General features: G+C 47.4%; 18 protein-coding genes. 10 read left to right on the top strand and 8 right to left on the bottom strand.

The genetic code is table 11. The features are described 5' to 3' along the window. Nucleotides 1-14: 14 nt before the first annotated feature. Entirely contained in the window at nucleotides 15-2,456 is a 2,442-nt protein-coding gene (locus DW096_RS03690) for an outer membrane beta-barrel family protein (RefSeq protein ID WP_158589292.1), read from the bottom strand. Between the two features lie 95 nt (nucleotides 2,457-2,551). After that, nucleotides 2,552-3,403, bottom strand: a complete 852-nt coding sequence (locus tag DW096_RS03695; RefSeq protein WP_035449611.1) for a bile acid:sodium symporter family protein — start codon at nucleotides 3,401-3,403, stop codon at nucleotides 2,552-2,554. 183 nt (nucleotides 3,404-3,586) lie between these two features. Here DW096_RS03695 and DW096_RS03700 point away from each other — a divergent pair, with 183 nt between their 5' ends. The 4 genes from DW096_RS03700 (at nucleotide 3,587) to DW096_RS03715 (ending at nucleotide 7,183) form a co-directional block, all read left to right on the top strand. After that, nucleotides 3,587-3,859 carry a co-chaperone GroES gene (locus DW096_RS03700; RefSeq protein ID WP_004290132.1) on the top strand — a complete coding sequence of 91 codons (273 nt, stop codon included), beginning with the start codon at nucleotides 3,587-3,589 and terminating at the stop codon, nucleotides 3,857-3,859. Between the two features lie 37 nt (nucleotides 3,860-3,896). Next, on the top strand, nucleotides 3,897-5,534 hold the full coding sequence (gene groL / locus DW096_RS03705) for a chaperonin GroEL (RefSeq protein WP_005826239.1): 1,638 nt from the start codon (nucleotides 3,897-3,899) through the stop codon (nucleotides 5,532-5,534). A 254-nt stretch (nucleotides 5,535-5,788) separates the two neighbouring features. Continuing rightward, complete coding sequence (locus DW096_RS03710; RefSeq protein ID WP_016273164.1) at nucleotides 5,789-6,007, top strand: winged helix-turn-helix domain-containing protein; 219 nt, start codon at nucleotides 5,789-5,791, stop codon at nucleotides 6,005-6,007. Nucleotides 6,008-6,163: 156 nt separating this feature from the next. Next, entirely contained in the window at nucleotides 6,164-7,183 is a 1,020-nt protein-coding gene (locus tag DW096_RS03715; protein WP_005835591.1) for a low specificity L-threonine aldolase, read from the top strand. A 171-nt stretch (nucleotides 7,184-7,354) separates the two neighbouring features. Here the strand turns inward: DW096_RS03715 and DW096_RS03720 are convergent, their stop codons facing one another. Next, on the bottom strand, nucleotides 7,355-9,865 hold the full coding sequence (locus tag DW096_RS03720) for a glycoside hydrolase family 9 protein (RefSeq protein ID WP_120028788.1): 2,511 nt from the start codon (nucleotides 9,863-9,865) through the stop codon (nucleotides 7,355-7,357). Between the two features lie 308 nt (nucleotides 9,866-10,173). Here DW096_RS03720 and DW096_RS03725 point away from each other — a divergent pair, with 308 nt between their 5' ends. Continuing rightward, nucleotides 10,174-11,142, top strand: a complete 969-nt coding sequence (locus tag DW096_RS03725) for a DnaJ C-terminal domain-containing protein (RefSeq protein ID WP_005826253.1) — start codon at nucleotides 10,174-10,176, stop codon at nucleotides 11,140-11,142. Nucleotides 11,143-11,159: 17 nt separating this feature from the next. Continuing rightward, entirely contained in the window at nucleotides 11,160-11,453 is a 294-nt protein-coding gene (locus DW096_RS03730; RefSeq protein ID WP_009036538.1) for a chaperone modulator CbpM, read from the top strand. Between the two features lie 137 nt (nucleotides 11,454-11,590). Here the strand turns inward: DW096_RS03730 and DW096_RS03735 are convergent, their stop codons facing one another. The 4 genes from DW096_RS03735 to DW096_RS03750 are packed head-to-tail and all read right to left on the bottom strand — an operon-like array spanning nucleotide 11,591 to nucleotide 16,061. Then, entirely contained in the window at nucleotides 11,591-13,297 is a 1,707-nt protein-coding gene (locus DW096_RS03735; protein ID WP_005826256.1) for an acyl-CoA dehydrogenase family protein, read from the bottom strand. A gap of 10 nt (nucleotides 13,298-13,307) precedes the next feature. After that, nucleotides 13,308-14,129 (bottom strand): energy transducer TonB, encoded by an 822-nt coding sequence (locus DW096_RS03740; RefSeq protein ID WP_044468029.1) that lies wholly within the window; start codon nucleotides 14,127-14,129, stop codon nucleotides 13,308-13,310. A gap of 14 nt (nucleotides 14,130-14,143) precedes the next feature. Next, a complete protein-coding gene (locus DW096_RS03745) occupies nucleotides 14,144-15,163 on the bottom strand; it encodes an electron transfer flavoprotein subunit alpha/FixB family protein (RefSeq protein WP_005826260.1) in 1,020 nt (339 codons plus the stop codon). A gap of 4 nt (nucleotides 15,164-15,167) precedes the next feature. Beyond that, nucleotides 15,168-16,061, bottom strand: a complete 894-nt coding sequence (locus tag DW096_RS03750; protein ID WP_005826262.1) for an electron transfer flavoprotein subunit beta/FixA family protein — start codon at nucleotides 16,059-16,061, stop codon at nucleotides 15,168-15,170. Nucleotides 16,062-16,397: 336 nt separating this feature from the next. On the opposite strand from DW096_RS03750, the gene DW096_RS03755 reads away from it, so the two are divergent. Next, nucleotides 16,398-18,158: a 1-deoxy-D-xylulose-5-phosphate synthase gene (locus tag DW096_RS03755; RefSeq protein ID WP_120028789.1), complete on the top strand. Its 1,761-nt coding sequence runs from the start codon at nucleotides 16,398-16,400 to the stop codon at nucleotides 18,156-18,158. A 44-nt stretch (nucleotides 18,159-18,202) separates the two neighbouring features. Here the strand turns inward: DW096_RS03755 and DW096_RS03760 are convergent, their stop codons facing one another. Next, a complete protein-coding gene (locus DW096_RS03760; RefSeq protein ID WP_034525503.1) occupies nucleotides 18,203-19,402 on the bottom strand; it encodes an aminopeptidase C in 1,200 nt (399 codons plus the stop codon). Nucleotides 19,403-19,497: 95 nt separating this feature from the next. On the opposite strand from DW096_RS03760, the gene DW096_RS03765 reads away from it, so the two are divergent. From DW096_RS03765 to DW096_RS03775, 3 genes are all read left to right on the top strand, one after another. Continuing rightward, nucleotides 19,498-20,349, top strand: a complete 852-nt coding sequence (locus tag DW096_RS03765) for a patatin family protein (protein ID WP_118931048.1) — start codon at nucleotides 19,498-19,500, stop codon at nucleotides 20,347-20,349. Between the two features lie 258 nt (nucleotides 20,350-20,607). Continuing rightward, on the top strand, nucleotides 20,608-23,679 hold the full coding sequence (locus DW096_RS03770) for a TonB-dependent receptor (protein WP_008663961.1): 3,072 nt from the start codon (nucleotides 20,608-20,610) through the stop codon (nucleotides 23,677-23,679). Nucleotides 23,680-23,698: 19 nt separating this feature from the next. Next, nucleotides 23,699-25,483 (top strand): RagB/SusD family nutrient uptake outer membrane protein, encoded by a 1,785-nt coding sequence (locus DW096_RS03775; protein WP_005835605.1) that lies wholly within the window; start codon nucleotides 23,699-23,701, stop codon nucleotides 25,481-25,483. Nucleotides 25,484-25,514: the final 31 nt, after the last annotated feature.

Raw genomic sequence — 25,514 nt, forward strand, 5'->3', positions numbered from 1 at the left:
ATTGTTTTAACTGGTTACAAATTTATTCGTTTACTTTCACTTATACTACTTTTAGGGGTAAATTCTTTCGGTGTCTCTCCTTTGTGGAAGCGGAAAGAAAAGCCTACGCCCAGTTTCATTCGCATTTTCTCTTGATACCATCCTTGCTGGGTGGTGCTGAATACATCTATGTGTATGTGGCGTGAGGAGAATAGGTTCTCGGCAAAGAGGCGTAATGTCCCCCGGCCACCGAACATACTTTTGCTGATTCCCCCGGATACGGACCACGTGGGGGAGATGATTGCTTGTCCCTGGGGTGTCTTTCCGTTCCAATAGCCGTTCAGCTCGGCTGTCCATCCTTGGGGCAGATGCAGTTGGTGGCCTATGTAGAGCATGGGGGTAAACTTTTTGTTCCGGTATTCGTCCCCATCCATTTGCCAGGCATACTTCCGGTAGATGAGGAGCAGGTTTGTATTAATCTGCCACCACGGGAACGGTTTCAGGTTGGCGGCACTCAGCCGTATACCTGCTGAATAGTCGGAAGAAAGATTCATGGGCAGTACCAATATGCGTTTGTTTTCTTCGGCCATGTAACTTTTAGTTATGGGATGCCGGGTATAGGAAGCCAAGAGACTCATCCGATAGCGGCTCTTCAGGATATAGGAGAATTCGGTGTTATGGGCAAGTTCCGGTTCCAGGCGGGTATTGCCTTGTTCATACAGATAATTGTCGTTAATGGTGACAAACGGGTTCAGGTCCCGGTATTGCGGACGTACAATCCGTTTGCTGTACAGAAAGGAGAGCTGGTGCATATCCTTCCACTGGTATTGCATTTGCAGAAAGGGGAAGATATGGGTGTAGTGATTGGTGAAGGAAGAGTCTGCACGCAGGGTGTTTCCTGCCAGTTCTCCTTTTATATTGGTATTTTCTACACGTATCCCTGTTTCTATCTTCCAGGATTTTCCGAAAGATGTATTCAACGCTATATATCCGGCGTTGATATTCTCATTGTAGATGAAGTGATTGTTCAGTGACAGTATTTCTTGCCAGTTGTCATATTCTTTATTACAATAGGTGGCGGAGTTGTCGATAGATACAAAGGTAGTCTTGCCACCGATACCCAATGTCGTTTTCTCAGAGAGTGGTACAACAAGGTTCGTTTGTCCGCAATAGATTTGAATATCCCCTTCCATGTCTCCCTTGAGTAGGTTGTTCCTATATATTCCCGAGGATTCTATGAGCGAGAAACTACTTTGCTGGTCCTGCTTGTTGGCGTTGCCGAACAATTGGAAATCAAAGGAAGCATCCCATTTCAGTTTGTTGGGAGATTGATAGCCGGTACTGATTCCGCCAATCAGGTTGTGCTGGCTTGCTCTCAGGCGGTTCCGGGTGATGGAGGAGGAATCTGGAACTGCTGTGAGTGAATAGAAATCCGAGCCCAGCTTTTCTTTTCCCCGCCGGCAGATCCAGCTCCCGTTGAGATAGCCGTTCAGGTTGGTATGCGGAGTCAGCTCATAGTCGGCTGCAATCCTGAAGTTATGTGATTTATACGCGTAGGTACGATAGGCTTGCTGCCCCATATGAAAATCAAGGATTTGTTGGGTAGTCAAGTCTATGTACTCACGGGACATGGTGGTTTCGTTAAGGTCGATTCCCTCATAATAGGCATAATCGGTATATAGGTTGAACTTGTTCTTGCGCAGGTTTAGATAAATGTTGCCATAACCGGAACCGTAGATGTACGCCTGATTGTAACCGGCATTCCCGCCGGTAATCAGTCCTTTTATATTTATCCTTTTTATTTCAATGTTTATCACTCCCGTTTTTCCGGCTGCATCGAGATGGGAGGACGGATTGTTTATCAGTTCTATTTTCTCCACTGTCGACGCCGGGATACTTCGCAAGTAGTTTATCAGCGTTTCTCCGCTCAGATAGGTTGTCTTTCCATTCATCAGTACGTTGATGCCTCCTTGTCCGTCCAACAGAATATTGCCGTTGCTTTGAATTTGCACGCCTGGCATCTGTCTCAATGCGTCGTACAGATTGCCTTGTGTACCCGAGATGGTAGCCGAGAGGTTGTAGACCGTTTTCCCGGCCTTCATCTCTACCGGTACTTTTTGTGCAGTAACGGTGATGCCGGACAATGCATAGGAATCTTCCTCCATAAGAATCCTACTCAGTTTGGCGGTTTCTGTGTCGGTGATACTGAAAGGGATATAGCGAGTTTTGTACCCTACGGCTGATGTCTTTAACAGATAACTGCCGTTATGCCGCAGGGGTAGGGTGAAGTGACCTTGTTCTCTGGTGACAGTGCCTTGTACAAAGGAAGAATCCTTTGCATCCAGTCCCACTACGGTAGCTCCTTCTATGGGTAGTTGCTTACTGTCGGTTATTTCACCTTGTACCGCTTGTGCTTGAAGTATGGAGAAGGGCAACAGTAATCCCCACAAAAGAATCGGAATTTGTTTCATCATCATATCCATTTGTTTTCTGCACGAAAGTAGATATGAAGAGGGCGTTAATCAAATAAAAAGGATGAATGGCAGGAAATCCGTGATGAACGGTTGGTTTCTTATCTTCGTTTTACTATTCCCACGTAAACCAGCAGAATGACGTTCATCATCAGTGCGTAGATAATAGCAGGTATTGCAATGATGTCATTGTTGAATACAAACGGACTACTGGCAACAGCAATTGCTTGTGCGGCATTCTGCATACCGATTTCTATAATGAGTGTACGTTGTTCTTTCCGGTTGAGGCGCATGGACTTCGATAGCACTACGCCGCCTCCCATAGCCAGCAGGATAAGAATGGAGATGCAGAGGCCCAGTTTGCCGAATTGGCCGGTGATGGTAGCATGATGCTGTATGAAGAAGATGGTTGCCAGCAGGATAAGTGCGGGAAAGGCTGTCTTGGACAATATCTTATGAATCCTTTCTGCCATTTGCGGACGGTAGCGCTTCGTGAATATGCCGGCTACAATGGGAAGAAGCATCAGAACCAGGTTCTGCATGATAAGGCTTCCTACGGGGAGATGGATATCTATGTCCAGATTGCTGTCTACAAAGTGTGTGGCGAATTCCATAATCACGGGGATAGTGAACAGCGTAATAATGCTGCTGCATGCCGTCAGTGACACGGACAATGCTACGTCTCCTTTGGCTATCATGGAGAAGATGTTGGATGAGCTGCCGCCTGGCGAGCAGGCTATGAGTATGATGCCGATAAAGAACAGAGGTTCGAGCTGGAAGACATGTCCTAAAGCAAATGCCAGCATCGGCAGTAGGATGATTTGGCCTGCCAGCCCGGCAATAATGGGGCGGGGGCGTTTGCGGAACAGTTTAAAGTCTTCGGTTTGTAATGTCAGTCCCAGTTCAAACATCAATAAGGTAAGAATGGGGAGGACTATCCATATTGCGTTCATAAGTCAAATCATTTTTGAGGCTGCAAAGATAGCAAATATTGTTGTATACTTTGCCATTTTGTCAGCCTTTGTCTGCCAAACAATCAGCTTGTTCGTTTGGCACGGTTTTCGTAAGTTGTTTATCGCTTGTTTAAAGCAAAATTACCATTATAACAAATGTATAACATATAAAACAAAAAGATTATGAACATTAAACCATTAGCAGACAGAGTGCTGATACTCCCTGCACCTGCAGAAGAAAAGACAATTGGCGGTATCATTATTCCTGATACAGCGAAAGAGAAACCTTTGAAAGGTGAAGTTATTGCAGTAGGCAACGGAACAAAAGACGAAGAAATGGTGTTGAAGGTTGGTGACACAGTGCTGTATGGCAAGTATGCCGGTACTGAACTGGAAGTTGAAGGAACCAAGTACCTCATCATGCGTCAAAGCGATGTGCTCGCTGTTTTAGGTTAATTTGTAAATTGTAAATCGTTAAAATGTAAATATAGTTATGGCAAAAGAAATATTATTCAATATCGATGCCCGCGACCAATTGAAGAAAGGTATCGACACACTGGCAAATGCAGTAAAAGTAACCCTCGGCCCTAAAGGTCGTAACGTTATCATCGAAAAGAAATTCGGTGCTCCCCACATCACGAAAGATGGTGTAACGGTAGCTAAAGAAGTAGAGTTGGCAGACGCATATCAGAATACTGGCGCACAGCTGGTAAAGGAAGTTGCTTCCAAGACCGGCGACGATGCAGGTGACGGTACTACAACTGCTACTGTTTTGGCTCAGGCTATCGTAGCCGAAGGTCTGAAGAACGTGACTGCCGGTGCTAGCCCGATGGATATCAAACGCGGTATCGACAAGGCTGTTGCCAAAGTGGTTGATTCTATCAAAGGCCAGGCGGAAACAGTGGGTGACAACTATGACAAGATTGAGCAAGTTGCTTCCGTTTCTGCCAACAACGACCCCGTTATCGGCAAGCTGATTGCAGACGCTATGCGCAAAGTTTCCAAAGACGGTGTTATCACTATCGAAGAGGCAAAGGGTACTGATACTACTATCGGTGTGGTTGAAGGTATGCAGTTCGACCGTGGTTACCTCTCTGCTTACTTCGTTACCAACACGGAGAAGATGGAGTGCGAAATGGAGAAACCGTACATCCTGATTTATGATAAGAAGATTTCCAACTTGAAAGATTTCCTGCCCATTCTTGAACCGGCAGTACAGACTGGTCGTCCTTTGCTGGTTATTGCAGAAGATGTGGATAGCGAAGCGCTGACAACTTTGGTTGTAAACCGTCTGCGTTCTCAGTTGAAGATTTGTGCAGTGAAGGCTCCGGGCTTCGGTGACCGTCGCAAGGAAATGTTGGAAGATATTGCAGTGCTGACCGGTGGTGTTGTCATCAGCGAGGAAAAAGGTCTGAAGTTGGAACAAGCTACTATCGAAATGCTGGGTACTGCCGACAAGGTAACTGTCTCCAAGGATAATACAACCATTGTAAACGGTGCCGGTGACAAAGAAAACATCAAGGAACGTTGCGAGCAAATCAAGGCTCAGATTGTATCTACGAAATCTGATTATGACAAGGAAAAACTGCAGGAACGTCTGGCCAAGTTGTCTGGCGGTGTAGCTGTTCTTTATGTAGGTGCTGCTTCTGAGGTTGAAATGAAGGAAAAGAAAGACCGTGTAGACGATGCGCTTCGTGCTACCCGTGCCGCTATCGAAGAAGGTATTGTTCCAGGTGGTGGTGTAGCCTATATCCGTGCATTGGATGCTCTGGAAGGCTTTAAGGGTGACAATGTAGATGAAACAACCGGTATTGACATCATCAAACGTGCTATTGAAGAACCGTTGCGCCAGATTGTTGCCAACGCTGGTAAAGAAGGTGCTGTTGTTGTACAGAAAGTGCGTGAAGGCAAGGCAGACTTTGGTTACAATGCCCGTACAGATGTTTATGAAAACCTGCATGCAGCTGGTGTGGTAGATCCTGCCAAGGTTACTCGTGTGGCTCTTGAGAATGCCGCTTCTATTGCAGGCATGTTCTTGACTACAGAATGTGTAATCGTAGAGAAGAAAGAGGATAAGCCCGAAATGCCGATGGGTGCTCCCGGAATGGGCGGCATGGGTGGAATGATGTAAGACTTTTCCCCTGATTGCTTAATCAAATAGAAGAACCGCAGTGTCTTTTTGATAGATACTGCGGTTTTTTTGTTTCATTTTCCTTCTTGATTATCAATAAAAAGAGTGTAATATTACAAAAGTGTTGCAAAAACGGTTCATTTTTATATCTTTTGTTCGTTTTTGTTGTTAGTTAAATAAAAAATCATATCTTTACCCTTTGTAAAGATAACCTAATCAACAAGAGCTATTAACCTTTTTAATTAAAGAGAAAAATGAACAAAAGCGAAATTGGACTAAATGCTGGGAAAGTTTGGCAGTTGCTTAGCGATTATACCAGATGGAGCTACGATTCTTTAAAGAGGAAGTCCGGACTGAAGGACAAGGAATTGGGAGCCGCATTGGGGTGGCTTGCCCGTGAGGACAAGATTGAAATTCATCAGGAAGAAGATGAACTTTATGTTTCACTAGGGGTAAATGTTTATATCGGATAAAGGGAACCGAGTGAATGGATTGATTGAGGGGCACAGATTTCATAGTGCGGAAGCATTTTCTGCCGGGGGGATGAAATCTGTGCTCCTTTGTTTTTTCATGTTGCAGAATATTCTTTCCTTTGCACATTCTTTTCAATGAACAAAAACAGAAAGATTATGAGAAGTTTTGCTTCAGACAATAATTCAGGCGTACATCCGTTGGTAATGGAGGCACTGAACCGGGCCAACAGTGACCATGCTGTCGGTTATGGGGATGACCCTTGGACAGAGGAGGCTGTCTGTAAAATAAGAGAAGCGTTTACGCCGGATTGTGAACCGTTGTTCGTATTCAACGGTACGGGCAGTAATGCGGTGGCTTTGCAGCTGTGTACCCGCCCTTATAATTCCATTATTTGTGCAGAGACTGCACATATCTATGTCGATGAGTGCGGTGCGCCTGCCCGTATGACAGGTTGTCAGATTCGTCCTATAGCTACCCCTGACGGCAAGCTGACGCCCGATTTAGTCCGTCCTTATTTGTGCCATTTCGGCGAACAGCATCATTCGCAGCCCGGAGCCATCTATATTTCGCAATGTTCGGAGCTGGGCACTGTCTATAAGCCGGACGAGTTGCGGGCTTTGACGGATTTGGCCCATCGGCATGGCATGTATGTCCATATGGACGGAGCCCGTCTGGCAAATGCTTGTGCAGCCTTGAATCTTGGCTTTAGGGAACTGACAGTGGATTGCGGGATAGATATCCTCAGCTTCGGTGGTACGAAAAATGGACTGATGTTGGGAGAAAGCGTGGTTGTCTTTAACCCAGCTTTGAAGAAGGAAGCTTATTTTGTGCGCAAGCAGTCGGCACAGCTCGCATCCAAGCTCCGCTATCTGTCCTGCCAGTTTACTGCCTATCTGACGGACAGCCTTTGGTTGAAAAATGCCGCGCATGCCAATCGTATGGCAAAGATTCTTTACGACGGATTGAAGGAATTGCCAGGTGCGCATTTTACGCAGAAGGTGGAAAGTAACCAGCTTTTCCTTACGATGCCCCGTCCGGTGATTGACGAGCTGTTGAAGGACTATTTCTTCTACTTCTGGGATGAGGCCATCCACGAAATCCGTTTTGTAACCTCTTTTGATACTACGGAAGAAGATATCGAGCAATTGCTGCAATCGGTAAAAAGGCTTCTCTGAAATATATAAAAGCTCCTAACCTTCACAGGCTGGGAGCTTACTTCGAAACTTTCCCCTCTTGGGGGTAGGGGAAGGTTTACTGAAAACAAACCGATTGAATATTTACCTTAAATACCTTTGCACGATAACCTTTTTAACTAACCTTTTCAATAAATCCTTGTTAGAGTATGCTTATATACCGACAGCCTCGCGGACCGGTACAAAAGTGTAGCCTTTTCGTTTCAGCGTCTTAATCATCTTGTCCAGATAGCCATTATAGAACTTGTCTGTGCGGCGGTCGTCCGTTCCGAAGTGTATCAGCATTAGGTGTCCGTTCAGACCTTCTTTCTTTTCCACCTCCATAATCTTGTCGTAGATGAGTTTGCTACTCCGGTACTTCTGTCCCATGTCCGGAGTGGTGTAGTCGGCATTGCTCATGGTACCAGGGGTATAGTTGATAACTTGAATACCCATATTCTTTGCCCAGGCAGATATTTTCTTGTTATAGTATTCGTAAGGAGGAATATAGACGGGAGCGTCCTTGTATTCGATACCTGCCTTGCGGAGGGTCTCGTAGCTTTTCATCATATCGTTCTCAAACTCTTCGCGGGTGACCAGCAGAGAATCACGGTCTTCCCAAGGCATGTACAACAGATGTCCGTAACTGTGGCTGCCTACAAAATGCCCTTCGTCGAGCAGGCGTTTCACTACATCGGGATAGAGTTCATAGAACTCTCCGGTAAAGAAGAAGCCACCTTTGATGCCATGCTTCTTCAAGGTGCTGATGATGGCATCGGCACCGTCTGCTTTGTCGGCGGCAGTGAATACGAGGGTGATTTGCTTTTTTGAGGGATCGGTGCGGATAATGCCTCCGTCCACATATACATTCTTGTCATTTGGGATACCGGCTTGCTTCATTCCATCCTTCTGCATGGCAGAGAGGTAGTACGTGAGGCAGGCGGTTCCGTCCATGGTAGGCTCATTGGTGGAATAGTCGTGGATGGCGTCGTGATATACCATCAAGTCTGGCTGGAAGCGTTCGTAGTCTTGTCCGGGAGTTCCGGGAATTCCCGTCATATTGACACCGCGCAGGCTTTCGAAGATGGTACGATAGACAGGACCGTCCACCAGTCCGCCGGTAGTATTGCCCACGCCTGCATTCAGCAGTGAGGAGTGGGGTTGCGAGGGATAGTCTCCGTAAAGGGGAAGTTCCACAATCATGCTGGTTCCCCAAGGGTTACAGCCGAACAGCCAGTCGCGCAGGGAGGCTTCCATTTCGGCGTATGTGTCATCGCCGGTGGTTTCACGGTACAGCCGGCATTGGGTTAGCATGGCGGTAGTCAGATTGTTGGAACACCAGATGTAGGGTATACCGTGCAGAAAGGGGCTTTCTACCGCTTTCTCGTACGTGCGTTCAATGCCCGTACGCATGTTGCGGATGAATTCCTTGCTGATGCGGCTGTTGTCCACTTTGGCAAGATGGTAGTGCCCCATGTTCATGAACGGATACCATTGGTAGTGGCGTGCACTGTCGGCGCCCATCCAAGGAGTCACCGGTTCGCGACGTCCGTATTCAAGGGCTTGGGCCAGGTATTTGTTGTCGCCGGTGGCTTTGTACAGTTCCATGGCTCCCAGTTCCATATCGTCCACCCAGTTGTCCTCTTCGTAAATGTAGGGAGACAAGACAGAGGCAGTCTGGCATGCTCCCGGTTTCTTTACGCCTTCCTGATAGGCGGCATCGGCCTTGGCTTCGATTTCTGCTGCAAATTCAGGATAGTAGTCTTTCAGTATCTTGGCGCCTAAAGCGAAGCAGGAGGCAAACTTGCCGGCAGTGCTTGCCACTCCGGTCGTTGCATTCTTGAACTCTCCACGTACTTGCGGTTCGCCACTGCAAAAGTAAACGGGGCGTCCTTTACCCGGTCCGTAGCCGTAATCCACCAGGTCTTTGTTAGGTAGGCGCATTCCGGCATGGTCACGGTCGTCGGCTATCTGGTTGTACAGCTCGCCCGGAGCAGGATTCATCCGGTTCAGCCAGTCCAGTCCCCACTTGATTTCGTCCACGATGTCGGGAATGCCGTTGGCTCCCGGATGTCCGGCTGCATCATAGGCGTCACCGAATGATTCCGGATTTTCCTGATAGGCAAACATCATCTGGTAGATGGCATTGGCGGAGGTGGTGGTGTATTGCAGATAGTCCGTAGCATCGTGCCAGCCTCCGCGGACGTCTATATGTTGTCCGGTTTTGGTGGGATGATAGACGATGTAGCCGTCGTGCACGTGGCAGCTGTCTTTCAGGAACGGATTATAGCCGCAGCGTTGCTGCCGCATGTAGTGCAGCAGGTAGTCTGCGGTACCGTTGTAGACTTGTGCATTGATGGGGAAACGGGGGGAGACCGCTTTGCCTGCTTTCAGATAATACGTGCCCGGTTCTGTGAAATCACTGAAGTTCAACCGGTAGGTACTCTTCATGCCTCCCATCTTGCCGGTGGCCTTGGTTGTGTTGAAGGTACGCACCACCTTTCCGGTGAAAGCGTCAATCAATGAATAATTTTCTACGTTTGTTCCTTCCTCGCTCATGAATACAGCGACTTTGACGGATTGCGGCAAATAGCCGAGTTGGTTGATTCTGATCCATTCGCCTGCTTTGCCCGGTAGGGCTACGAGAGCGAATACTACCGTTAGGAGCCAATAATTACTTTTCATAATGGGGGTTTTTAATCTAAGGTTGGGGATTATATATAAAACAAATTTTCCTTATTACAAATAAAGCATTTTCTGTCAATTTTAGGAAGATTTAGGATGAATAATTAGACGATATTAGGTGTCGTTTACACTATTTTGGTATTTTATAGACGTGAAATAAGTGTCTGGTTGAAACTAAATGTTTGTTTATCACGTAATTATTATGCTTGATGATGCTTTTTAATTTTCGTTTACCTATTTTAGTAATGCGTAAAACAAATTGGCGTGTTATTTGTTTTATGGTATTTAGACAATAAAACTAATAGACTATGGCTTATATTGATTACTATCAGGTCCTTGGAGTGGACAAAAAGGCATCTCAGGATGACATCAAGAGAGCGTTCCGCAAGCTGGCGCGCAAGTACCATCCTGACTTGAATCCGAACGATGCTACGGCCAAGGATAAGTTTCAGGCTATCAACGAGGCGAATGAGGTGCTGAGTGATCCTGAAAAAAGAAAGAAATATGATGAATATGGTGAACACTGGAAACATGCCGACGAGTTTGAAGCGCAGAAGCGGGCACAGCAGCAAGCCGGGGGCTTCGGGGGATTTGGCGGTGCCGGTTTTGGAGGTTCCGGTGCGGGATTTGGTACGGACGGAGGCGGTACGTATTGGTATTCTTCCGACGGCCAGGAATTTTCGGGCAGTAATGCCGGTGGTTTCTCAGACTTCTTCGAACAGATGTTCGGTCATCGTACGCGCGGCGGAGGCGGTGCCAATGCCGGTTTCCGCGGGCAGGATTATCATGCGGATTTGAACCTCTCGCTTCGTGAGGCTGCGAAGACCCATAAACAGATATTGACGGTGAATGGCAAGCAAGTGCGTATTACCATTCCGGCCGGTGTGGCCAACGGACAGGTCATCAAACTGAAAGGCTATGGTGGCGAGGGCATCAACGGAGGTCCTGCAGGTGACTTATACATCACGTTTGTGATTCCGGACGACTCGGTATTCAAGCGTTTGGGAGATGATTTGTATGTGGATGTGACCGTCGACCTTTATACAGCCCTGCTGGGTGGCGACCAGTTGGTGGATACTTTGGATGGTCAGGTGAAGCTGAAGGTGAAACCCGAAACTCAGAACGGGACTAAGGTACGTCTGAAGGGTAAGGGCTTCCCCGTATATAAGAAGGAGGGACAGTTTGGCGATCTCATCGTGACTTATTCCGTGAAGTTGCCGACAAACCTGACGGAACAGCAGAAAGAGATGTTCCGTAAAATTCAGAGTATGAACTAATGAAAGGAGAACGGATTATGCAGAACGAATGGATTGTCATCAGCGAATATTGTGACAAGTGTCATATAGAGCCCACTTTTATTGATATGCTGTGCGAAAGTGGACTGATAGATGTGGAGCAGGAAGGTGGAGAGCGTTATCTGCCTTTCTCCGAGTTGCCGGATGTGGAACGGTACAGCCGTATGTACTACGACCTTTCCATCAATATGGAAGGGATTGATGCCATCCACCATCTGCTGGCAAGGATGGAAGAGATGCAGCGGGAGATACACTCGCTGCGCGGCAGGCTGAGGCTGCACGGAGAGTATTAATTTTCCTTTCGTCTCTTTGAGAACTTTTGTCCTTTTAAGAAGGGGCAAGCAGGAGGAAGTATTTCAGAAAAAACAAGCGGGCACCGGAGTAGCTAAACTCCGGTGCCCGCTATATTTGCCTTGTCCAAGCAATGCGTTTATTTGCGGTAGCTTTCCAGCTCTTCTGCCTTGAACTTACGGATGAAGTTAAAGTGTTTTTCCACTTCAGCTTCTGCGTAGTTCACATACACCAGAGCCGACTTGCCGAACAGTTCGGGAGCCTTTGTCGCGTCCTGAATGATGAGGTGCGACATGATACATACCGCAGCCATCTCATAGAGGCGACGTGCCACGAAGTCCAGCAATTCCTGATTCTGTGCCTCTTTCACCGCATTGGTGCAGGCTTCGAACTTGTTGGTCATCTCTTTGATGCGGTCCATCAACGGTTGCATTTCTTCGCTGCACGGCACTTGCTCGTAGTCGCGCAAGGTGGCAGAGTATGAGCCGTTTGTTACATAGCGGATAGCAGCTACGGTCTGCAACTGAGTAGTACCTTCGTAGATAGAAGTGATACGTGCATCACGATAGATACGTTGGCAAGCATACTCCAGCATGAAGCCCGAACCGCCGTGAATCTGGATGCTGTCGTAAGCATTCTGATTGGCATATTCAGAGTTCATACCTTTTGCCAGCGGAGTGAAGGCGTCGGCAAGTTTGGCATACTTCTTTTGTTCCTGGCGTTCTTCCGGAGTCAGTTTGCGTTCGCGAGCAATGTCGTCCAGCGCTTTGTAGATGTCAACGTAGCGGGAAGTCTGGTACAGCAAGGAGCGTCCTGCATCCAACTTGGCTTTCATAATAGCCAGCATGTCATATACAGCCGGGAATTCGATGATAGCCTTGCCGAACTGCTTGCGGTCTTTGGCATAAGCCAGACCTTCGTTGTAGGCAGCTTGTGAAAGGCCTACCGACTGTGCGGCAATACCCAGACGGGCACCGTTCATCAAAGCCATAACGTATTTAATCAAACCAAGCTTGCGGTCGCCGCAAAGTTCTGCCTTTGCATTCTTGTAAACCAGCTCGCAGGTGGGAGAGCCGTGGATACCCAGCTTGTTCTCGATGCGGCGCACGTCTACACCGCCTTCATTCTTATCGTAGATGAACATGGACAAGCCACGTCCGTCTTTGGTACCCTCTTCTGAACGTGCCAGTACGAGGTGGAGATTGGCGTCACCGTTAGTAATAAAACGCTTCACGCCGTTCAGGCGCCAGCAGTTGTTGGCCTCGTCATAGGTCGCTTTCAGCATTACGCTCTGCAAGTCGGAACCGGCATCCGGTTCTGTCAGGTCCATAGACATGGTCTCTCCGGCGCAGACACGCGGTATAAAACGGCTGTGCTGGTCTTCGTTACCGAATTCGTAGAGCGTTTCGATACAGTCTTGCAGTGACCAGATGTTACCGAAACCGGCATCGGCGGCGGCAACGATTTCCGCACACATGGTGTACGGAGTAATCGGGAAGTTCAAGCCACCGAAACGGCGCGGCATGGTCATACCGTTCAATCCGGCTTTTACCATGGCGTCGAGGTTCTGCTTGGTGCCGCTGGCATATTCCACACGGCCGTTGGCACAGTGGGGACCTTCTTCGTCCACGCCCTCGGCATTGGGAGCGATAATCTCACCGGTAATCTCTCCGGTGATTTCAAGTACCTTGTCAAAAGAGTCCATAGCATCCGCATAGTCCTGCGGGGCATAGTCATACTTGTCTTTGTCTTGGTAACCGCGTTCTTTCAGTTCGCAGATACGTTCCATCATCGAGTTGTTCAGATGATACTTCAATTCGGGAACTTCGGTATAAAAATTTGCCATAATTTCTTGGTTATTTAGGTATTCTGAAGTATAGGGGTATGGTGAATTTCACTCGCTTGGCCTCTCCGTCCTGATAGCCGGGCGACCAGCGGTAGACGTCGGCAATGGCCTCGAAAGCGCGTATGGCTTCTTTGTCGATGTCATAGCGCACGGACTGGAGAATTTTGGGATGGGTCATCTTGCCTTCTTCGTCTACAACGAATCGCAGGATTACCCTTCCTTCCGCCTTTTGTTTCCAGGCGTCTTCCGGATATTTGGTAACATTGGCCACCAGTTTCATGAGGTTCTCTATTCCACCGGGGAAGGATGGAAACACGAAATACGGCTGATGTTCCATTTCAGTTCCGTGCTCGTCGAACATCTTTCCACCGGTACACTGATTCTCTGAATAGTGTTCCTCTCTACGGAGTTTCCCGTCGGGATAGTACTGCAGGAGTGTTCCGTCAAGTTTACCATCGCTGTAGCTCCGGGCCAGATGTATGGCACCGTCGGGATAATACACCATGGTCTGCCCCTCCAGGCGGTTGTCTCTATATACTTCTGTCAGGCTGTCCTTGCCATTTGCATAGAATGATGTATGCAGGCCTTCCCTTATCCTTTTGCGGGGATTGCTTTTGTATTCGGAGAAATGCCAGACATCCTTCTTTTGTCCTTCCAAAGCATACTCTTCCACCTTGATGCACTTCTTGTTTATCTTGGAAACAAGAGCATACTTGACTGCCTGAATGGAGTCGTCCGTCCATTGGTAATTCTTGTCCAACCAGAGCTTTTCTTGAGCGATAGCGGAAGATATACCTGAAAGAAGAACAAATATAAGAATCAGCCCTTTCATGATTACCTTTATTGTTATTTACTGTGTGATTTATAATATTTTATCATCTTCGGGATAACCTCTTCCACCGTACCGTTGATGACATAGTCGGCAATCGTATTGATGGGAGCGTTCTCGTCATTGTTGATGGAGATGATAATACCACTTTCCTGCATACCGGCAATGTGCTGGATTTGTCCGCTGATGCCGCAAGCAATATACAGTTTGGGGCGGACAGTGACACCGGTCTGGCCAATCTGGCGGTCATGGTCGGCATAACCGGCATCGACGGCAGCACGGCTGGCGCCTACCTCTGCATGGAGTTCTTTGGCAAGCTCGAACAACATGTCAAAACCTTCCTTGCTTCCCATGCCGTAGCCGCCAGCAATCACGATGGGAGCGCCTTTCAGGTTGTGTTTTGCCTTTTCTACGTGGCGGTCGATGACTTTTACCACATAATCCGTCTCGGGCACGTACTTGGCAACGTCGTGGTTGATGACTTCGCCCTTATAGTCAGCGTCCAGTATCTCTTTCTTCATCACACCTTCGCGAACGGTTGCCATCTGCGGACGGTGCTCGGGATTCACAATCGTGGCAACGATGTTACCGCCGAATGCGGGACGGATTTGATACAGCAGGTTCTCGTAAACCTTGCCTTCCTTCTTGTCTTCGTGGTTGCCGATTTCCAGTGAGGTACAGTCGGCAGTCAGTCCGCTGGTCAAAGCGGAAGAAACGCGCGGGCCGAGGTCGCGACCGATAACGGTGGCGCCCATCAGGCAGATTTGCGGCTTTTCTTCTTTGAACAAATTGATGAGGACAGAGGAGTGGGGAAGGGAAGTATAGGGGAACAAGCCCGGAGCGTCGAATACGTGGAGTTTGTCTACTCCGAAGGGCAATACTTGTTTTTCAATGCCTGCCAGATTGTTGCCGGCAGCAACTGCCTCCAGTTGACAGCCCAACTGATTGGCTAATTTACGACCTTTGGTCAAGAGTTCGAGACTGACGTCGGCAACTGTTGTGCCTTCTATCTCTAAATATACAAATACATTATTCATAATCTTATCCTATCGTATGGTTGGCTAACAGTTCAACAATCAAATCTTCCACATCCTTGTCGCTGCCCGTCAGCGTTTTGCTTTCTTTGGCCTGGAATGAGATGTTCTGAATGGTCTTCACCTTGGTAGGCGAACCGCTCAGACCGCATTGTGCAAGGTCGCCGTTCACGTCGGCAACACTCCATTCCGTGATGTTCAGATAGGGATATTTCTCGTAGAGGCCGGCGTAGGCAAGCTCAGCGCCTTCCTTGGTGATGGCAGCTTTTTCCTGGGCACCGAGGGCGCGTTTGTACTTCTGCACCAGTTTGGCATTGCGCGGGCGGCAGGGAGCGGCACTTCCGTTTACGGTGATGACTATGGGCAGGGGAGCCTCAACGGTTTCCACACCACCGTCAATATGACGTTTCACGGTAATCTTCTTGGCGGCTTTATCCACGTTCAGAATCTCTTCTGCGTAGGTCACTTGCGTCAGCCCCAGCTTTTCGGCAACCTGCGGGCCTACTTGGGCGGTATCACCGTCGATGGCCTGGCGTCCGCCAATGATGACGTCATAGTCGCCTATCTTCTTGATGGCTGTGGCAAGGGCATACGAAGTGGCAAGCGTATCGGCACCTGCAAAGGCGCGGTCGGTCAGCAGATAGCCGTTGTCGGCACCACGGTAAAGTCCTTCACGAATAACTTCGGCTGCACGTCCCGGTCCCATGGTCAGGATGGTAACGGTGGAGCCCGGATGTTCATCTTTCAGTCGGAGAGCCTGTTCAAGAGCGTTCAGGTCCTCGGGGTTGAAGATGGCAGGGAGTGCCGCGCGGTTGATAGTTCCGTCGGCTTTCATGGCATCTTTCCCAACGTTGCGTGTGTCGGGAACTTGTTTTGCCAATACAACAATTTTCAAACTCATGCTATTAATTATTAGTATTAGTATTTCTTTGTATGTCAGTACCGGGAATAGGAGTAGTAGAATCCTGCTACTGAAATTGGCCGGTTAACTCATTATCAGCCTGCAAATTTACGGAAAGAGTTGGGTTTGACAAGAAAATGGGGTGAAAAATGCACAAGTTGAGGGATTTTGCGCAAATATCAGTTGGCTCTATATCTGTAAAAAAGGTAATAAAACCGGTAATTTATCTACCTTTCCGTTCCCGTTTCCTCTGTACTTTTGCAGCGTCTGGATGAGGTCTGCATAACGGGCAGCATCGGATAAACAAGCATTGCTACTTAAATGTTATTATAGAATATGTATATTGAAAAAGTAAATTCCCCTGCTGACGTGAAAAAGTTATCAGTCAGCGAAATGAACGGATTGGGTGGAGAAATCCGCCAGGTGTTGTTAAACAAGTTAAGCTCCCACGGAGGACACGTAGGTCCCAACCTGGGAATGGTAGAAGCCACCATAGCCCTGCATTACGTGTTCGATTCACCAACGGACAAGATAGTCTATGACGTGTCTCACCAAAGTTATACCCATAAGATATTGACAGGCCGCCGGGCAGCGTTTATGAATGCGGACGAGTATGACGAAGTCTCCGGATATTCCGAACCGTCGGAAAGCGAGCACGACTTCTTCGTCATTGGGCATACCTCTACCTCCGTCAGTCTGGCAAGCGGACTTGCCAAGGCGCGTGACCTGAAGGGGGAGGCGGGTAATGTGATTGCCGTCATCGGCGATGGCTCGTTGAGTGGAGGTGAAGCCTTCGAAGGATTGAATGTAGGTGCCGAACTGGGCACGAACTTCATCGTCATTGTCAACGATAACCAGATGTCCATTGCCGAGAATCATGGCGGGCTATACCGCAATCTGCAACAGTTGCGCGAAACGGAGGGTCAGGCTCCCTGCAACTATTTTAAGGCAATGGGATATGATTATCTCTATGTGAAGGATGGCAATAACGTGGAGCAATTGATAGAGGCTTTCCGTGAAGTGAAGGACAAGAAGCATCCGGTTGTGGTACATATCAATACCTTGAAAGGTAAAGGATACAAATTGGCGGAAGAGCAAAAAGAACGTTTCCATTACAGTGTTCCGTTCGACCTTGAGACCGGCAATCTGACCGGTGAGCCTGGAGAGGATGAAGACTATGCCGACCTTACCGCTGGTTATCTGTTGCAGGAGATGAAGAAAGACCCGACTGTGGTGGGCATCACCGCAGGCACACCCACGGTATTCGGCTTTACACCGGAGCGACGCAAGGAGGCTGGTCGCCAGTTCATCGATATGGGCATTGCCGAAGAACAGGCTGTTGCCATGGCTTCTGCCATTGCTGCCGGAGGTGGAAAGCCGGTATTCGGCGTCTACAGCACCTTTATCCAGCGCGCCTACGACCAGCTGTCGCAAGACCTCTGCATCAACAATAATCCTGCACTGATTCTTGTTTTCTGGGGAAGCTTGTCGAGTATGAACGACGTTACCCATCTTTGTCTTTTCGATATTCCGGTCATTGGCAATATTCCGAATATGGTTTATCTGGCACCTACTTGTCGTGAGGAGTATATGGCAATGCTGGAGTGGGGGATCCGTCAGACGGAACATCCGGTTGCCATCCGCGTGCCGGCCAATGGGGTTGTCCGCAGGAATGTAGAACCGGAGAAGGATTACGGCAAGACGCTGAACCGTTATGAGGTGTCCCATCGTGGAGAGAAGGTTGCCATATTGGGACTGGGCTCTTTCTATCAGTTGGGCGAAGCCGTGGCTGCCCGGTTGAAGGAAGAGAAAGGAGTGGATGCCACGCTTGTCAATCCTCGCTACATCACGGGTGTGGACGAGGCTTTGCTCGATGACCTGAAGCGCGACCATACACTGGTCATTACTCTTGAGGACGGAGTGCTGGACGGTGGCTTTGGCGAGAAGATTGCCCGTTACTACGGTCCGTCGGATATGAAGGTACTGAACTATGGTGTGAAGAAAGAGTTTATCGACCGTTACGATGTGGAGGAGCAGTTGAAGAAGAACCGGTTGACGGTTCCGCAGATTGTGGAAGATATCTGTAGGATTTGGTAAGAATTGAAAAAGGAGATGCATCAAACTGCATCTCCTTCTTTTATTTATTTAATACCCAGTTTCTTGGCAATATCCTTAGGCAGTGCATCCTTGTGCACAATGATGTTCATTGTTTTATAGCGCACGAAAGCTTTGGAAGCATACCACAGTCCTTTGTACTTTCCGGCTTCACCCCAAGAGTTCTTTACCATATAGTATTCGTTGCCTTCCTGGTCTTTGGCTATACCGTAAATCAGCATACCGTGGTCGTCAGTAGTTTCCCAGTTGTCGTATGCCAGCTGGCGCTCTTCTTGTGTGCACCACTTCTGCGGTTGAGGCTTGCTGTTCAGTTTCTTTTCTTCGGGTTTCATTTTCAGCCAGTGTGCCATGTCCGAACCGCTCAGTTCTTGCACCTTTTCTGCATCGGGCATTACGGCTATACCGTCGCGTGTGAAGCCTTGTTCGCTTACGTCACTACCCCATGCAATGGTGTAACCCTTATTGATAGCGTTGTCAAACACTTCCATCAACTCGTCGATAGGCAAGTTGTAGGAAGAAGCCCAACGCCAGTTGTCTTGTATTTCCAGGACGAACGGCTGGTAGAAGGGATGGTGGGTATAGGAAGTCAGTGAGATATAGTCATCTGCATTCAGTCCGGTAGATTCATAGAAAGACTTCGGAGTATATTCCTTGCCTTTGTAGGTGAACTTCTCGGGACGTTCGCCCAGATAGATGTCGTGGATGGCAGTGATGGCCTTCTTCCAAAGCGGGTTATTTTCCTTGTCTGCTTGCAGGCTACGGTGTCTTCCCTTGGCAATGGCTGCCACTACGGCATCAGATACGGCTGTCAATTCGGTGTGGTTGCTCAGCGTGTCGCCATACATAACGCCCGGACGCATTTCCTCTTCGGGCACCAGACCGAAAGTTTTCATACCATAAATTACATCGTAGAACGAACCGCCTTGTGAGAACGAAACGTCACCATGTGTACGCACTGCCTTGTCGGCACGGTCCAGATAGGTGTTGTGTACGATAAACATTTCAGAAAAGTCGTATTCGCCTTTGCCCATGCGGAGCAGTTCGGATTCGATGAATGCCAGTCCGGAATAGCACCAGCATGTACCGGCACGGTTTTGGTTCTTAACAGAAGTGATAGGATTTTCTTTTACGGTTGTAAAAATGAAACCTTCCTCTTTCGGAGTGTCTTGTGCTATTGTGTTTAAACTTAATAAACCCAATGCAGCCATCAGTATTGATTTCTTCATCATAATTAAAATGTTATAGATTTATAGTTGCAACTGCAAATATAGATAGAATATCGTAAACAAAAGCTATCTTTGGAGCGTTAATTCTGACACTTATGGAGAAAATAATACGTATCGACGACCATAGCGGTCTTGTTTTGGAGGGCGGCGGTATGCGCGGCGTCTTCACTTGCGGTGTGCTCGACAGCTTTATGGATCGTGGCATTCGCTTTCCCTATACCATCGGCGTCAGTGCCGGAGCCTGCAACGGACTTTCTTATATGTCCGGTCAGCGCGGGCGTGCCAAGTACAGCAATATCGACTTGCTGGAAAAATACAATTACATCGGATTGAAGTATCTGTTGAAGAAGCGGAATATCATGGATTTCGACTTGTTGTTCCAGGAGTTTCCGGAACACATACTTCCCTACGACTACGAGGCATACTTTCATTGTCCCGAACGCTATGTGATGGTAACTACCAACTGCGAGACGGGCGAAGCGAACTATTTTGAGGAGAAGCGGAGTAAAGAGCGCGTCATTGATATTGTGCGTGCTTCGAGCAGTCTGCCGTTTGTCTGTCCCATTACCTACGTGAACAACATCCCGATGCTGGATGGAGGTATTGTGGACAGTATCCCTTTGATGCGTGCCCGTCAGGATGGATTTACCAATAATGTGGTGGTGTTGACGCGCAATCATGGGTACCGTAAGGAAATTCAGGGAACGAAGGTTCCACCTTTTATATATAAGAAATATCCGCTATTGCGTGAAGCCATCAACCGCCGCAGCATTGTCTATAATCAACAGTTGGAGCAGGTGGAACGGATGGAAGCCGCCGGGGAAATCGTTGTGATCCGTCCACAAAAGCCGGTAGTGGTAGACCGCATCGAGCGTGACATCAAGAAGCTGACGGAGCTTTATGAAGAAGGATACCGGTGTGCGGAACAGTTTGCTTTTCGTTTTTGATTCTGAGAGAGTATACTATGAGAGCTGGTGCAATTAGCATCTGCTCCCATATTGTTTTCATTCTTTTCTATTAATTTGCTGCTAAAGCTAAAGTTTATTTAGCAAAAAACACGCGTAGAATACCTTTAGAAAGGGGATGTATCAAAAATACCACCTTTCGTAACATTTGTTATAGGTGCAAATCCTGGTTTCGCTTAATTTTGCTGACACAAAACTCAATTGCAGAATTGGTTTATTATTAACTTTAAATTAATAGATATGTTGAAAAGCATTAGTCTCAGGCTTTGCACACTAATTGTGCTTCTTTTTGTGGGCATTCTTTCCTTTGCCCAGCAAGTTCAGGTAAAAGGTACTGTCGTTGAAAAATCGAGTGGTGAATCCATTATCGGTGCTTCTGTCATGGAAGTAGGTTCCAACAGCAATGGAACAATTACGGATATTGATGGAAATTTCACGCTGTCTGTAACTTCCGGTGCCACATTGTCCGTATCCTATATAGGATATAAAACCGTTACAGTAAAGGCACAGCCCACTTTACGCATTGAGTTGACGGAAGATTCCCAGTTGATTGATGAAGTAGTGGTGACCGGCTATATGTCCGAGAAGAAGGCCAGTTTGACCGGTTCGGTGGCTGTGGTCAAGATGAAGGATGTAGCAGATATTCCTACGGGAAATGTGTTGTCGAGCTTGCAGGGACGTGTTGCCGGTATGAACATTACGACTGACGGCACACCGGGCGGTGGAAATACTTCTACATTGGTCCGTGGTAAGTCATCTTTCCGAAATGATGCCAATTCCCCGCTTTATGTCATTGACGGTGTGATGACCCGTGAGAACATCTCGTCTATCCTTTCTTCCAATGATGTAGAATCCATTCAGGTATTGAAGGATGCCGCTTCCGCTTCTATTTATGGTGCACAGGCTGCCAATGGTGTGATTATCATTACTACCAAACGTGCCAAGAAAGGGGAGACCCGTGTGGATTTTGATATGTCGTTGACTTTGCAGACCTATCAATGTGGCTTTGATATGTTGAATGCAGATGAGTGGGGCCAGGTTTATTGGTCGGCTTATAAGTATGCCAATAATGGAGCTACGCCAAGCAGCGAAATATATGGTAATGGTGCAACTCCCCAACTTCAAGACTATATCGGCCTGAATGGAGCTAAAGTACATGCCGTTGATACGGATTGGCGCGATGTGGTTTATCGCACTGCCTTGATGCAGAATTACAGTGCGACACTTTCAAAGGGCTCTGACAATGGTGCCTTCTCGTTAGCGTTGAACTATCTCGACCATGACGGTCTGGTAGAGAATACGAATTTCCAGCGTATCAATACCCGCATCAGTTCTAACTATCATTATCTTGACAATCGCTTGCGCATCGGCGAGAACGTTGCTATCAATCGTTGGACACAGACCCTCAGTCCGGCCGGTGTAGATGAGAATGCCATCAAACAGCATCCTGCCAAGACGGTTTATGATGAGAATGGCAATTATAACGATGCCATCAATGATGTTTTGGGTGATGCCCCCAATATGGCACGTTTGTTGGAGAATGAAAAACAGAACAAACATGATTACTGGCGTATCTTTGGTAATGCATTCCTTGAAATTGAACCGATTAAGAACCTGGTGCTGAAAACCAATTTCGGTATGAATTATTATGATGAAACCAACAAAACTTTTGAGCCGGCATGGGCACGCGATGAGGTCAATAAGCTGACTCAATCATCCAACAAAAGACTGGATTGGGTATGGACCAATACCGTGACTTATAGCAAAGCTTTTGGAAAGAACAATCTGACTGCACTTCTTGGTACAGAAGCCAAGAAGAACCATTCGGAATCCATGTTCGGTTATGGTACGGGACTGGCTGTAGAAGATGAAGATTATATTTATCTCGACGGTGTGACTGCCGGTAAGAATGTAGGTGCCGGTGCTTCCAATTATGGCATGGTGTCTTACTTTGGTAAAGTGAATTATGATTATGAAGGACGGTATCTGGCTTCTGTTACGGTACGCCGTGATGCTTCTTCCCGCTTGGCAAAGGGTAATAATGTGGATTACTTCCCTTCAGTGTCGGCAGGCTGGCGCATTTCAAGTGAGAAGTTTATGGAAGCGACCAAGAATTGGTTGGCAGATTTGAAACTACGTGCTTCATGGGGTATCAATGGTAACGATATTATTGATAATGAGGCCCCCTATACTAAATACTTGATTAGTCTGAAGGATGCAAGCTACAACATGAACGGTGATGGAACGACTTTGGCTCCCGGTGGTTACAAAGTGAGGTCTACCAATCCCGATTTGAAGTGGGAGAGTACAAGACAACTCAATATTGGTGTGGACGCCGCTTTCCTGAATGGACGTCTGAGTGCTTCTCTCGATTATTTTGATAAGAAGACAAGTGATATGCTTGTAGAGAAACCGTATATTGCTGTCATTGGCGAGGGTGGTTACTGCTGGTATAATGGTGGTACGATGAACAATAAAGGTTTCGAGATGGCATTGACCTGGAATGATAAGGTGAAGGATTTCCAGTATAATGTAGCATTTAACCTTTCATATTACAAGAATGAAGTGACAGAGCTGTCGGAAGAAATTTACTATACTTATGGTGGCGGTAATGGTGTTGACAAGACCTTGGTTGGTCAACCGTTCGGTTCATGGATGGGCTTCAAGACAGATGGAGTGTTCCGTACCCAGCAGGAGGTGGATGAGTATAAATCCAAATATAATGTACAGTTTGGCGCTCCCGGAGTAGGACGTATTAAATACGTGGATGCTGATGGTAACGGTACGATTGATACGAACGACCGTGTATGGTTGGGGTCTGACAATCCGAAAGTGATTGCAGGTCTGAATCTTGGGGCATCTTGGAAAGGCTTTGACCTCAGCATGTTCTTCAACGGTATGATTCGTGATGCCTATAACAACTCCAAATATTATACGGATTTGTTCCAATGCTGGACCGGTAATCATTCTACCCGCCTGCTCGATGCCATGCATGCCTACGAGAACTTTGAAAAGACGGGTGTTTACAATAGCAGTGTACCTGCTTTAACCACCCTTAACAGCAACAATGAGCACGAAGTTTCTGAGTTCTATATTGAAAATGGTTCGTATATCAAGCTGAAAAGCCTGACATTGGGTTATACGCTTCCTAAAGCAGCTCTCGACAAGATGAAGATGCGTCATGCGCGCATTTATTTCCAGGCTCAGAATTTGTTTACGATTACCGGTTATACGGGTGCCGACCCTGAAGGTCTGGGCTATCCTTATCCGTTGCCCCGTACGTTCTCTTTGGGATTATCATTTGGTTTCTAAACTTTAAAACTATACTATTATGAAATTGAAACATTTATATATGCTTGGCGCAGTAGCGCTGATGACTGCAAGCTGTAATGAAGACCGTTTCCTGGATTTGAAGCCCCAGGGTAGCTTGAACGAAGATATTATGACTTCTACAGAAGGTGCCGACCTTTTAGTGAATGCCGCGTATGCAGCTTTGGGTGGTCCCGAGGGACAGAGTTGGAGTGTATGGTGTCATCCTACTTCCAATTGGACTTATGGTGAGGTGCGTTCGGATAATGCCTATAAAGGCGGTGGTGGTGTCGGTGACCTTAATGAAGTGCACCGTATGGAGACATTTGATATGGATGCAACCAATGGATTCTTGGACAGCAAGTGGTATCATCTATATTGCAGTGTACAGCGTTGTAACTCTGCATTGCGCGTACTGAATGCTGCAACAGATGAGCAGGTAAACGGACGTGTATCCCGCATTGCGGAGATGAAAGTGCTTCGTGCCCATTATTATTTTGAATTAAGCCGCCTTTTCAACAAGATACCTTATTTTGATGAGAACGTTGAGATTTCCCAATATCCGGATATTCCGAACAATGAGTTTACCCGTGACGAGATTCTGAGTATGCTGGCCAAGGAGATGCTTGATGCCGCCGAACAGCTTCCTGCATCACAGCCGGAGGTAGGGCGTATTCATAAATACATAGCACTGGCCTATGCGGCTAAAATCAAGCTGTACCAGGCGTATCAGCAAGATGAGATTACGCATGCCGTAACTTCCATCAATAAAGAGCTGCTGAGGGAAGTCGTTTCGCTTTGCGACCAAGTGACTGCCAGCAACCGTTACGGTTTGCTTGACGATTTCCAGGGATTGGATTTAGTAACTAATGAAAACGGTAAAGAATCTGTTTTTGCCATTCAATATTCCATGAATGACGGTACCGAAAGTGCCGGCCGCATCAACTGGAGCAATCTGTTGAATTCTCCGGGTGGAGGCAGCCCTTACGGAGGTGACGGTTTCTTCCTGCCCAGTCAAGATCTGATAAATGCTTACCAGACAGATGCAAACGGTCTGCCCGATTTTAATTATCAGTCAAAGTCTGATTATAGTTGGGCGGTATTGAACAATGGGGTTTATACTTTACAAAACACGACTCCCAATGTAGACCCGCGTCTCGATTTTGTTGTGGGCCGTCCTACTATAACTTGGAAAACTTATCCGGACAAGCCGTGTGAGGGATGGGTGCGTGATAAGGATACTTATGGCTATAATTGCGCGAAGCGCTTCTGGGTTTCTCCGGAAAGTAGTGATATGTTTAATGGCTGGCCTTGGGGGGCTTCACAGTTGAACTGGCAGATTATACGTTACGCGGATATTCTTCTTTGGAAAGCTGAGGCTCTTATTGAACTCAATGAAGGCAATGGACTCGAAACTGCCCGTGATTTGATTAATCAGATACGCAATCGTGCCCGGAACAGCGCCTATGTAAAGGATTTCAACGACCATTCCAAATATGCGGCCAACTACCTTGTCAATCCTTATCCTGCTGATGTCTGGAATCAGGATTATGCCCGTCAGGCCCTCCGTTGGGAAACACGTCTGGAGAAGGCTTTGGAAGGTGAACGTTTCTTCGACCTAGTCCGTTGGGGCATAGTGGAAACAACCATGAACAACTACATTACCGCGGAGTCGGACAATCGCATTTATTATGCCAATGCGCACTTTACGGGTGGAAAGGATGAGTATTATCCGGTTCCGAACAATCAATACGGATTTTCTGGAGGCAAGTATGTACAGAATCCCGGTTATGCTCCGTTCAACTAATTATATTTTGAAATAAAAACGTAAGGGAGGG

The organism is Bacteroides sp. AM07-18, assembly GCF_003602695.1.
GTDB lineage: Bacteria > Bacteroidota > Bacteroidia > Bacteroidales > Bacteroidaceae > Bacteroides > Bacteroides uniformis.